General features: G+C 72.4%; 8 protein-coding genes. 3 read left to right on the top strand and 5 right to left on the bottom strand.

The features are described from left to right. The coding region (locus tag ACFQ3T_RS29290) for an SdpI family protein (protein ID WP_380728085.1) at positions 1 to 346 on the bottom strand (346 nt) is incomplete at its 3' end. Between the two features lie 103 nt (positions 347 to 449). Here ACFQ3T_RS29290 and ACFQ3T_RS29285 point away from each other — a divergent pair. Together ACFQ3T_RS29285 and leuS are read left to right on the top strand one after the other, a co-directional pair. Beyond that, the gene (locus tag ACFQ3T_RS29285; RefSeq protein WP_380728083.1) at positions 450 to 1565 is read left to right on the top strand and encodes an esterase-like activity of phytase family protein; all 1116 of its coding nucleotides are present in this window, start codon (positions 450 to 452) and stop codon (positions 1563 to 1565) included. 150 nt (positions 1566 to 1715) lie between these two features. Further along, positions 1716 to 4502: a leucine--tRNA ligase gene (leuS, locus tag ACFQ3T_RS29280; RefSeq protein ID WP_380728082.1), complete on the top strand. Its 2787-nt coding sequence runs from the start codon at positions 1716 to 1718 to the stop codon at positions 4500 to 4502. Between the two features lie 117 nt (positions 4503 to 4619). Here the strand turns inward: leuS and ACFQ3T_RS29275 are convergent, their stop codons facing one another. After that, on the bottom strand, positions 4620 to 5222 hold the full coding sequence (locus tag ACFQ3T_RS29275; protein WP_380728080.1) for a hypothetical protein: 603 nt from the start codon (positions 5220 to 5222) through the stop codon (positions 4620 to 4622). 153 nt (positions 5223 to 5375) lie between these two features. Next, on the bottom strand, positions 5376 to 6122 hold the full coding sequence (locus ACFQ3T_RS29270) for a TetR/AcrR family transcriptional regulator (protein ID WP_380728077.1): 747 nt from the start codon (positions 6120 to 6122) through the stop codon (positions 5376 to 5378). A gap of 119 nt (positions 6123 to 6241) precedes the next feature. On the opposite strand from ACFQ3T_RS29270, the gene ACFQ3T_RS29265 reads away from it, so the two are divergent. After that, positions 6242 to 8347: an MMPL family transporter gene (locus ACFQ3T_RS29265; protein ID WP_380728075.1), complete on the top strand. Its 2106-nt coding sequence runs from the start codon at positions 6242 to 6244 to the stop codon at positions 8345 to 8347. Between the two features lie 55 nt (positions 8348 to 8402). Here the strand turns inward: ACFQ3T_RS29265 and ACFQ3T_RS29260 are convergent, their stop codons facing one another. Then, positions 8403 to 9416 (bottom strand): YncE family protein, encoded by a 1014-nt coding sequence (locus tag ACFQ3T_RS29260; protein ID WP_380728073.1) that lies wholly within the window; start codon positions 9414 to 9416, stop codon positions 8403 to 8405. Positions 9417 to 9666: 250 nt separating this feature from the next. Then, positions 9667 to 11500: DUF2339 domain-containing protein (locus ACFQ3T_RS29255; RefSeq protein ID WP_380728070.1), on the bottom strand; the 1834-nt coding region annotated here is incomplete at its 5' end.

The following is an 11500-nucleotide window of genomic DNA, read 5'->3' as shown; positions in this document are numbered from 1 at the left end:
CGGCGGGGGCCTGCTCGGGCATCGCCTCGGCGGCCCGGTGGCCCCCCGCGCCGCCCGCGCCCGCGAGGACGACGCTGCCCACCAGCCCGATGAGGCCGATGACCGGCAGCAGCGCCGGGTTCAGCGCGGCCGCGGCGGCCGACGCCAGGGCGATCGCGCCCGCGGCCACGTTCGGCACGCCGGCGATCTTGTTGGCGAGCGCGAACGTCTCGTCGTCGCGCAGCGTGGCCTTGGTGCGCACGCCGAAGAAGCGGTTGCGGTGCAGCAGGCCCCGCACGCCGAGGAAGCCGATCGTCCCGAAGGCGACGCCGATCAGACCCAGCACCACAGGCAGCACGATGTTCACGCCCCCGAGGGTAGGCCGGTCCTTCGATCTTGGTCGAACCAGCCCCGGCTTCACCCGAAGGTGTCCTTACGGACGGCCCGGCCCGGTCGGGAAGCTCGCCACCATGAGAACTCGATCTTGGCTGGCCGCGTCGGTGGCCGTCACCGCGCTCGTCACGGCCGCGCCCGCCGCCTCGGCCGCCCCGCCCGTCCGCTTCCTCGGCCACACGACGCTGCCGCACGCCCTGCGGTTCGAGGGCACCACGGTCGGCGGCCTGTCCGGCGTCGACCGCGACCCGTCCACCGGCGGGTACGTCCTGATCAGCGACGACCGGTCGTACACCGATCCCGCCCGCTTCTACACGGCCGACCTGCGCATCGACGGCTCCGGCGTGCACGACGTCCGGATCACCGGCACGCGCGCCCTGCGCCACCCCGACGGCGGCACCTACTCGCCGCCGACGCTGAACGACGGCCGCACCGTGGACCCCGAGGACATCCGCGTCGACCCCCTGACCGGCGACTACTGGTGGAGCCAGGAGGGCGACCGGCCCGCGACCGGGGGGCCGGTCGTGATCCAGCCGTCCATCCAGCGGGCCCGGCGCGACGGCGCCTACGCGGGCAGCCTGCCGTTGCCCCGGCACTACGCCTACGCCCCCGACCGCGGCCCGCGCCGCAACCTCGCCCTCGAGGCGATCACGTTCTCCCCCGACGGCAACCTCGTCACCAGCGTGGTCGAGGGCCCGCTCCTGCAGGACGGCGACGTGCCGACCGCCGACCGCGGCGCGCTGACCCGCCTCACCGTGCAGACCCGCGACGGCTCGGTCGTCCGCCAGCACGCCTACCCGCTGGAACCGCTGTTCGCCGCGCCCGAGCCCGGACCGTGGGGCCCGGACACCGGCGTGCCCGCGATCCTCGCCGACCCGAAGGTCCCCGGCCGCTACTACGCGCTCGAACGCAGCTGGGTGCCCGGCGCCGACTACAAGGTCCGCCTCTTCCAGGTCGACGTCGCGGGCGCCACGGACGTGCGCCACCAGGACGTCCTCGCCGACGACGTGCGCCCGGTCCGCAAGAAGCGGCTCGCCGACCTGCACGACTTCCCGCTGCCGGTGGTCGACAACGTCGAGGGCCTCGCCTGGGGGCCGCGCCTGCCGTCCGGCGAGCGCACCTTGCTGCTGGTCAGCGACGACAACTTCGCGGTCGAGGAGTTCACCCGGTTCATCGCGCTTGCGCTGCGCTGATACCGTTGACGGCATGAGCAAGGCCCGCCTGCTCCTTAGCTAGCCGCGCAGACCTCGACAGCCAGGTCCGCGCGGCAACCCCTCATGCCCCTTCCGGGCTGGGGGGTTTCGTCATGTCAGGGGCAGGTACCGATGGAGAGGGACATCCCGATGAGCACCGACGCGGCGGACGCGACGCCCGCCTTCCGCTACACCGCCGAGCTGGCGGGCGAGATCGAGCAGCGGTGGCAGCAGCACTGGGAGGAGCGCGGCACGTTCCACGCGCCGAACCCGGTCGGGCCGCTCGAGGGTGACGTGCCCGCCGACAAGCTGTTCGTGCAGGACATGTTCCCGTACCCGTCGGGCTCCGGGCTGCACGTCGGCCACCCGCTGGGCTTCATCGGCACGGACGTGTTCGCCCGGTACCACCGGATGAACGGCCGCAACGTGCTGCACACGATGGGCTTCGACGCCTTCGGCCTGCCCGCCGAGCAGTACGCCGTGCAGACCGGCCAGCACCCGCGCAAGACCACCGAGGACAACATCCAGACGTACCTGCGGCAGATCCGCAGGCTGGGCCTGGGCCACGACGAGCGCCGGCGCGTCTCCACCATCGACCCGGCCTACTACAAGTGGACCCAGTGGATCTTCCTGCAGATCTTCAACTCCTGGTACGACGCGGACGCGGGCAAGGCCAGGCCGATCGCCGAGCTGGAGGCGCAGTTCGCCTCCGGTGAGCGGGCGACGCCGGACAAGCCGTGGGCGGACATGACCGGCCCGGAGCGGCAGAAGCTGCTGGGGCAGCACCGCCTGGCCTACCTGTCCGAGGCGCCGGTCAACTGGTGCCCCGGCCTGGGCACCGTGCTGGCGAACGAGGAGGTCACCGCGGACGGCCGCAGCGAGCGCGGCAACTTCCCGGTGTTCCGGCGCTCGCTGCGCCAGTGGATGATGCGGATCACCGCGTACGCCGACCGCCTGATCGACGACCTGGACCGGCTGGACTGGCCGGACAAGGTCAAGGCGATGCAGCGCAACTGGATCGGCCGCTCGCAGGGCGCGCGGGTCAAGTTCGCGGTCGACGGCGCCGAGGGCGTGGACGTCGAGGTGTTCACCACCCGCCCCGACACGCTGTTCGGCGCGACGTACATGGTGCTGGCGCCCGAGCACCCGCTGGTCGACGTCATCGCCTCCGCCGAGCAGGCCGACGCGATCGCGGCGTACCGGCGCGACGCGGCCCGCAAGTCCGAACTGGACCGGCAGGAGAACAAGGAGAAGACCGGCGTCTTCACCGGCGCCCACGCCGTGAACCCGGTCAACGGCGCGCGCATCCCCGTGTACGTCGCGGACTACGTGCTGATGGGCTACGGCACGGGCGCGATCATGGCGGTGCCGGGCCAGGACCAGCGCGACTGGGACTTCGCCAAGGCGTTCGACCTGCCGATCATCCGGACCGTGCAGCCGCCCGAGGACTTCGAGGGCGAGGCGTACACGGGCGCCGGGCCGGCGGTGAACTCGGGCTTCCTGGACGGCCTGGACGTCGCCGAGGCCAAGAAGAAGATCATCGCCTGGCTGGAGGAGCAGGGCCGCGGCGAGGGCACCGTCCAGTTCAAGCTGCGCGACTGGCTGTTCTCGCGGCAGCGGTACTGGGGCGAGCCGTTCCCGATCGTCTACGACGAGGACGGCTCGCCGATCGCCGTGCCGGAGTCGATGCTGCCGATCGAGCTGCCCGAGGTGGACGACTACTCGCCGCGGACGTTCGACGCGGACGACGCGAACTCCGAGCCGTCGCCGCCGCTGTCGCGCGCGGAGGACTGGGTCACCGTCGAGCTGGACCTGGGCGACGGGCCGCGCGAGTACCGGCGCGAGACCAACACCATGCCCAACTGGGCGGGGTCGTGCTGGTACCAGCTGCGGTACGTGGACCCGACGGAGTCCGAGCGGTTCGTCAACCCGGAGAACGAGCAGTACTGGCTGGGTCCGCGCACCGCCGAGCACGGCGCGACCGACCCGGGAGGCGTCGACCTGTACATCGGCGGCGTCGAGCACGCCGTGCTGCACCTGCTGTACTCGCGGTTCTGGCAGAAGGTGCTGTTCGACCTGGGCCACCTGTCCGGTGACGAGCCGTACCGCCGGCTGTTCAACCAGGGCTACATCGAGGCGTACGCCTACACCGACGCGCGCGGCACGTACGTGCCCGCCGAGCAGGTGGAGGAGCGCGACGGCAGGTACTTCTTCGAGGGCGAGGAGGTGCGGCGCGAGTACGGCAAGATGGGCAAGAGCCTGAAGAACGTCGTCACGCCCGACGAGATGTGCGAGAAGTACGGCGCGGACACGTTCCGGCTGTACGAGATGTCGATGGGCCCGATGGACGTCTCGCGCCCGTGGGCGACGAAGGACGTCGTCGGCGCGCAGCGGTTCCTGCAGCGGCTGTGGCGCAACCTGGTCGACGAGACCACGGGCGCGCTGCGCGTGACGGACGAGGAGCCGGGCGAGGAAGCGCTGCGCCTGCTGCACAAGACGATCGCGGGCGTGCACGACGACTACGCGAACCTGCGCTACAACACGGCGGGCGCGAAGCTGATCGAGCTGAACAACCACGTCACCAAGCACTTCCCCGGTGGCGCGCCGCGCGTGCTGGCGGAGCCGCTGGTGCTGATGCTGGCGCCGCTGAGCCCGCACGTCGCCGAGGAGCTGTGGTCGCGGCTGGGGCACACCGAGTCCCTGGCGCACGGCCCGTTCCCGAAGGCCGACGAGGAGTTGCTGGTCGAGGACACCGTGGAGTACCCGATCCAGGTCAACGGCAAGGTGAAGGCCCGCGTGGTGGTGTCGGCGTCGGCGTCGGCGGACGAGGTCAAGGCGGCGGCGCTGGCCGAGGAGAAGGTGGCCGAGCTGCTGGCGGGCGGCGAGCCCCGCAAGGTGATCGTCGTGCCCGGCCGGCTGGTCAACGTGGTGCTGTAGTTCCCGCGCGGTCCGCGGGCTCGGCGTTCACGGGCGCCGGGCTCGCGGACGTGCGGTTCGCGTGCGCCGGGTTCGCGGAGGTGCCGTTCGCGTGCGCCGGGTTCGCTTGCGCCGGGGTCACGGGCGCGGCAGCTGGGCGGCGACTTCGGTCATCGCGTCGAGCAGGTCCGGCTCGACCTGCCCGGCCGCCGGTTCGGCCTCGGCGATGGTGATGGTGGTGTCGTTGGTCTCCGACCAGTAGTGCCGGGCGGTGAACCCGATCTCGGGCAGGCCGACGAGGCCGCCGCTGAGCGGCTTCACGTCGCCGGAGCCCTGCTCGTCGATCACGCGGTCGAACTGCCTGGCCTGGTTGCGGCCGGGGAACGTCACCCAGACCACGGAGACGACGGCCGCGTTGCCCGCGTGGTCGCCGACCGCGAGCAGCAGGCGGTCCAGCGACGTGCACGGCGTGCGCGCGAAGAAGTCGCGCACCTGGCCGAACGAGTTGCCGAGGCAGTCGGTCTCCTGCTTGAGCGCCTGCTTGGCGATGGCGACGCCGAGGTGCCGCATGGCGCCGTCGGTGTCACCGCCGCGCGCCGCGCGCTTGGCGTCCCACTTGCGGACGCTGATGCTCTCCACGGGGGCCGCGCCGCCGCCACCGCTCGCGCCCGAGTTCAACGCCGCCCCGCCCGCGCCGCCCGCGCCCGCGAGGACGACGAGCACCGCGGCGACGAACGCCACGCCCCCGGACCCCTTGTCGCTTCCCGCCACCATCCCGCCCCGAGTCGTCTCCGCCGTGCGGACGACCCATGCAACCGCGATCCCGCGCACTCGTTGCCCGGTGAGGGGCAAAAGCCCTCGAACGGCCCAGCAAGTGTGCCCGGAAGTCGCACTTCACCGTTGCGGAGGGAAACCCATCTCGCCCAGGATCTGCGCCAGCATCGAGTCGAACATGGGCTCGGGGTTCGTCACGGCGAACGGGAAGCGGCCGAAGACCTCCAGCGCGACGTGCCCGTAGATCCGCACCCACGACTGCGTGATGTGGTAGACCGCGCCGAGCGGCAGGACGTCGTCGGCGAGCTCGACGCCCCGGTCGTTCACGGTGGCGAGTAGAACGCGCTGGAACGCGGCGAGGTCCGCGTGCAGGCACTCCGGGACGTCGGCGTCCACGTTGTCGGGCAGCGGGTGCGAGGCGATGAGCCTGCCCGCGACTTCCAGGAAGACCCGGCCGAACTGGTCGCCGACCTGGCTGTGGTCCTCGGTCGGGTGGCACTTCCCCAGGGTGTCCTCTGTGGACGCGAAAACCAGCGCGAACTCCTGCGGGTGCGCGAGCGCCCAGCGCCGGAAGCCGCGGCACACCGCGTAGACCTGCCCGCTGGTGTCGTCGTCGGGGACCTGGCCGAGGTCGGCGTTCAGCTCGGCGGCGAGGTCGGTGCAGATGTCGTCGGCGAGCCGGCGGAGCAGGTCCTCGCGCGAGTCGTAGTACCGGTAGAGCGCCGGCGCGGTGATGCCGAGTTCACGTGCGATGGCACGCAGAGTCACGGCGTCCCGGCCGTGCTGCACGAGCAGGGCGCGGGCGTGTCGCCTGATGTCACGCTCGGTCTCCGCGCGGAGGCGTTCTCGCCGCGTGGCCTCGGTCATATGTCACCCAATCAGGTTGTAAACGGTGTTCACTCGGTATAACTTCGGGACGTCGGTGAACGGTGTTTACGAAGTTGACGCCATTCACCCAACGGTAGCCCATAGGCCTGGGAGGACGCGTGTTCGCGAAGTGGGGATCGCTGGCGTACCGCCGCAGGTGGGTGGTGCTGGTCGCGACCGTGGCCCTCGCCGTCGTCGGCGGCATCTGGGGCCTCGGCGTGTTCGACCGGCTCAGCCAGGGCGGCTACGAGGCGCCGAGCAGTGAGGCCGCGCGGGCCAACGAGGTCGCTCAGGACGCGTTCGGCCGGCAGGGCGGCGACGTCATCGTCGTCTACGACACCGCCGACCCCGCCCGCGTGCAGCAGGTCAACGACCAGCTGTCCGGCCTGCCCGGCGACGCCACCCTGCCCGTGCCCCCGCTCTTCGTGGCGCCGGACACCGGCAAGTCGCTCGCCGTGATCACGCTGCGCTCGGGCGACTCGAACACGCAGATGAAGCAGTACGCGCAGATCTCCGACCAGCTCCAGGTCGACGGTCTCGACGCGCAGGTCGGCGGCCTCGTGCCGACCCAGAAGGCGATCAACGACATGTCCGCCGACGACCTCACCAAGGCCGAGGCGGTGTCGCTGCCGATCGTGCTCGTCCTGCTGATCATCATCTTCGGCGGCCTGGTCGCCGCGTCGCTGCCGGTGCTCGTCGGCGGGCTCGCGATCATGGGCTCGCTCGGCGTGCTGCACGCCGTCTCGTTCGCCGCCGACGTCAACTCGTTCGCCGTCAACGTGGCCAGCCTGCTCGGGCTCGGCATGGCGATCGACTACGGGTTGTTCATGGTCGGCCGGTTCCGGGAGGAACTGGCCGCGGGCCGGAGCACGCCGGACGCCGTGCGCCGGACCGTCATGTCCGCCGGCCGCACCGTCGTGTTCTCGGCGACGCTCCTCGTCGTCGCGCTCGCCGGCCTCCTGCTGTTCCCCCAGGGCTTCCTGAAGTCCCTCAGCTACGGCGGCATGTCGGCGGTCGCGATCGCCGCGCTCGTGTCCGTCACCCTGCTGCCCGCGCTGCTCGGCATCCTCGGCCACCGCGTGGACAAGCTCGCCATGCCGTGGCGCAAGTCCAAGGTGGCGTCCGACGCGGGCTGGCGGCGGCTCGCCGGCCGGGTCATGAAGCGCCCGGTGCTGGTCGCCCTGCCGATCGTGCTGGTCCTCCTCGCGCTCGGCGCGCCGTTCCTCGGCGTGAAATTCGGCGAGGTCACCGAGAAGGTGCTGCCCGAGGGCACGCCGGCGCGCGTCGCCGCCGAGACGATCAACACCGACTTCGCCGCGATGTCCAACTCCGGCCTGAAGATCGTGGTGACCGGCGGTCCCGCGCAGGCCGACGTGGAGCGGTTCGTCGCCGACGTCAGCGCGGTCCCCGGCGTGGGCGACGCGCGGGTCGCCGCACCGCCCAGCGCCGACGGCGTGTGGCTGATCAACGCCGGGCTCGACCAGGACGCGCTGAGCGACGAGTCGAAGCAGGCGCTGAGCGACGTGCGCGCGTTGACCGCGCCCGGTGACGAGGTGCTCGTCGGCGGCAGCACGGCCATGGTGTCCGACAGCCTCGACGCGATCGCCGACAAGCTGCCGTGGATGGCGCTGCTGCTGATCGGGGCGACGTTCGTGCTGATGTTCCTGGCGTTCGGCTCGGTGCTGCTGCCGATCAAGGCCGTCGTGATGAGCGCGCTGAGCCTGTCCGCGACGTTCGGCGTGCTGGTGTGGGTGTTCCAGGACGGGCACGGCGCGTCGCTGCTCGGCGTGACGCCCATGCCGCTCGAATCCGGGATCGTGGTGCTGATGGCGGCCATGGTGTTCGGGTTGTCCACGGACTACGAGGTGTTCCTGCTGTCCCGCATGGTCGAGGCGCGCGGGCGCGGCGCGTCGACCGAGGAGGCGGTGACGGCGGGCCTGGCGAAGACCGGGCGCGTGATCACGGCGGCGGCGCTGCTGCTGATCGTGGTGACCGGCGCGTTCGCGTTCTCGCAGATCACGATGATGCGGTTCGTCGGGGTCGGGATGATCCTGGCGCTCGCGCTGGACGCCACCGTGGTGCGGATGCTGCTCGTGCCGGCCGTGATGAAGTTGCTCGGCGACGCCGTGTGGTGGGCGCCGGGGCCGTTGAAGCGCATCCAGGAGCGGATGGCGATCCACGAAGAGGCTCCCGCTGAGGACGAGAAGGTGCCGCAGCCGGTGTAGGTCCCGGCGGTCCCGGGTCGGGTTCCGGCCGGGCGGTCCTGATCGGACGGTCCGGCTAGGACCCGGCGGGTGGTTCGAACGCGATGGCCGTGGCCGCGAAGCCGCGGCCACCGTCGTTCAGGCCCGTCAACCGGAACGTCCGCAGCACCTCGTTGTCCGCGCTGTCCAGCACCGTCGTGGTGTCGCCGGTGGCCAGGAACACGCGGCGGTCGCCGGGCGCGATGGCGAGCGTGTCGACGGTGAACGGCAACGTCTTCGTGGCCCGCGTCGTCGCGTCGAGCACGGCGACCTCGCGGGACAGGGCGACGTAGACGTGCCGCCCGTCCGGGGTGACCGCGAGGGCGCCCGCGCCCTTGCCGACCGGTGTCGTCCAGCGCACCCGCCGGGCGTGCGGGTCGATCAGGGCGACGGAACCGGTGCCCTCGCGGAGGTCGAGCGTGCTGACGTAGACCGCGTCGCCGTCCGGGCTGATCGCCACGTGCCGCGGCATCCCGCCGACGTCGATCGTGGTCTTCGGGCTGGCGGTGGCGGTGTCCAGCACGCTGACCGTGCCGTCCTGGGAGTTCGCGACGTACAGCTCGCCCCCGTCGGGGCTGATCGCGATGCCCTGCGGCTGGCCGCCGGCCGGGATCGCCGCCACCAGGCGGAACGCCACCGGGTCCACCACCGCGACCGACCCGCTCCCGGTGACGTAGAGCCGTTCGCCGTCGGGGCGCAGCACCGCCTGGGCCAGGCGCGCGCCCGCGTCGATCCGGCCGACGACCTCGCCGGACACCGGGTCGACCGCCGTGATCACGCCCGCCCACCCGTTGACGACGTACACGCGTCGGCCCTCTGCGGCGACGGCGGCGCCGGTCGTCCACGCCCCGGTGTTCGCGCTGCCGCGCACCGCGCCGTCCGACGTGTCGAACACCTGCACCCGCCCGCCGTGCGCCACCACGTAGGCCTTGGGCGCGGGCGCGCCGCCCGCGGTCACCACCGGCGAGGTCGTCCGGCCCGAGGTGGAGAGGCCGGCGGCGATGAGGAGGGCGGCGATGCCGAGGGCTGCGGTGCGTCGTCGTCCCCACATGGCTGGATGGGAACACCGCCGCTCGGTCGGGTTCCACCTTCGTCCTACGGACGAGTGGCATTTGTGCCGGACCGGGTGATCCGCGCGCGCCCGTGACGGCGGCTGCGGCGTGTGTGCCCGGCGCCGGTCGCTCGGGGGGCGAAACGACCGACGCCGGACCCCTGCCGGTGCGAGGCACCGGTGGTCGAACCCCGACGACTTAGAACTACCACCAGGTTGACGCAGTCCGGGCCGTTTTGGATCCCGAGAGCTACGAATCAGCCGAAATTCGTCGAGTTGCCACCAGCTTGGCGTAACGCGTGCCCGCTGTCAGGAGGACGAGACCCGCGCCGATGAACGCGAGGACGCGCGCGATGCCGTCCAGCGCGGCCATGTCGAACAGCAGCAGCTTCGCCACCGCGGCTCCGACCAGCACCAATCCGGCCACGCGCAGGGACTTCCGGTCGATGCCGCGCACCAGGAGCACCAGTGCGGCGACCGTCCACGACACCGTCACGATCGAGTGACCGAAGAGGAATCCGGTCACGTCCTGCGACACCAGCAGCGCCGCGCACAACACGAACCCGGCCGCGGCGTACAGCAGCACGACGCCCGCCACCACCCACGGCAGCGGTTCCCGGCCGAGGACGCGGAGCCTGCTCGCGACCCACGGCAGCACCACCGCCAGCGCGCCGAGGACGAGGGAGGTCAGCATGCCGGACACCAGGAAACCGCTGGTGTCCACGCGTTGCGGACCGTCCAGCAGCAACCGCGGCGGCACGGCGTCACCGACGGCGAGCAGGAAACCGATCACGCCGAACAGCGCCGACCCGAGCAGCGGGCCGCGCGAGGCGAGCACCTTGGCCAGGAACGCCAACAACAACGCTTCGGCCAGGACCACGGCGGCGCGCGTGCTGCCGTCGAGGGCGAGCGCGGTCGCCTGGAACAACGCGAACACGCCGACCGCGCCCACGGCCGCGCCGAAGTTCTTCGGCAACGCCTTCCGCCCGGCGGCCCACAGCGCGAGCATCATCACCGCGACCGCGCCGGCCACGACGGCGTCGAGAGGACGGTCGAGGACGACGGTCGTCAGCAGGGCGGGCATCGGCGAGCCGACCGCGAGGGCGAGCGCCGTGGTGTCGTCCGGCCGGACCTTCGTGGTGAGGACGGCGGCGGCCACGCCGATCACGGCGGCCAGCAGGGCGATCCCGGCCAGCACGTGCGGCTCGTCGACGCGGTTGATGGTGAGGATCGTGGCCAGCAGCGGCGGAACGCCCGCCGTGACCGCGAGCCACGGCCAGTCGCGCTTGAGGTGGACCGGGCTCGCGGCGATCTTCAGCACCAGCAGGAACGCCACCAGCAGCGGCGTGAAGCCCTCCGTGAGGACCGGCGCGCACGCGGCGCAGGCGGCGACCACGCCGATGGCCAGCGCCGCCGAGTCCCACCGCAGCGCCAGCAGCAGCCCGCCGGCCGCGACGAGCAGACCGGCGGCCAGCCCACCGCCGACGGGCAGGTACCCGTAGATCGAGGTGGCCGCGACGACGTCCAGGTAGAGCACCGCGATGCCGGTGGCGGCCAGGGCGAACGCGCCGGTGCGGCCGGTCGGCGTGCGGTGCAGCCACAAGCCGAGGCCGACCAGCACACCGCCGAGCGCCGCACCCGTCAGGACGCGGGGAAGCGGGCCGAGGTAGCCGCGCTGGACGGCGAGGATCAGCAGGAGGACGACGCCGAGCAGGGTGACCGCGCCGCCGACCCAGGCGAGGAGCTTGCTGCCCGCGCCGTCCTGGCTGAGGCGGTCGAAGAGGGACGGGCGCTGCGGCGGAGGGGTGGGCGTCCAGTGGGGAGCCGGTGCGCCCCACGCCTGGTTGCCGTGCGGCGGTTGGCCCGGTGCGGGGTAAGGGGGTCGGCCGCCTTGCTGGGGTGCGCCTTGCTGGGGGGCGCCTTGCTGGGGTGCGCCGTACGTCGGGCCGGGCTGGTTCGGGTACGCGGTGCGGCCGGCCTGCTGGGCGTACGCGGTGGTGTGCTGCGGTGCGCCGGTTTGGGGCGCCGGGTGCGGCGACCGTCCGGCCGGTGCGGTGGTGGCGCCGGCGTTCGCCGCCGCGGAG

The organism is Saccharothrix hoggarensis (assembly GCF_042678885.1).
Classification (GTDB): Bacteria; Actinomycetota; Actinomycetes; order Mycobacteriales; family Pseudonocardiaceae; genus Actinosynnema; species Actinosynnema hoggarensis.
Note: the sequence above shows the minus strand (reverse complement) of the source record. Positions and strands in the feature narration are given on the sequence as shown.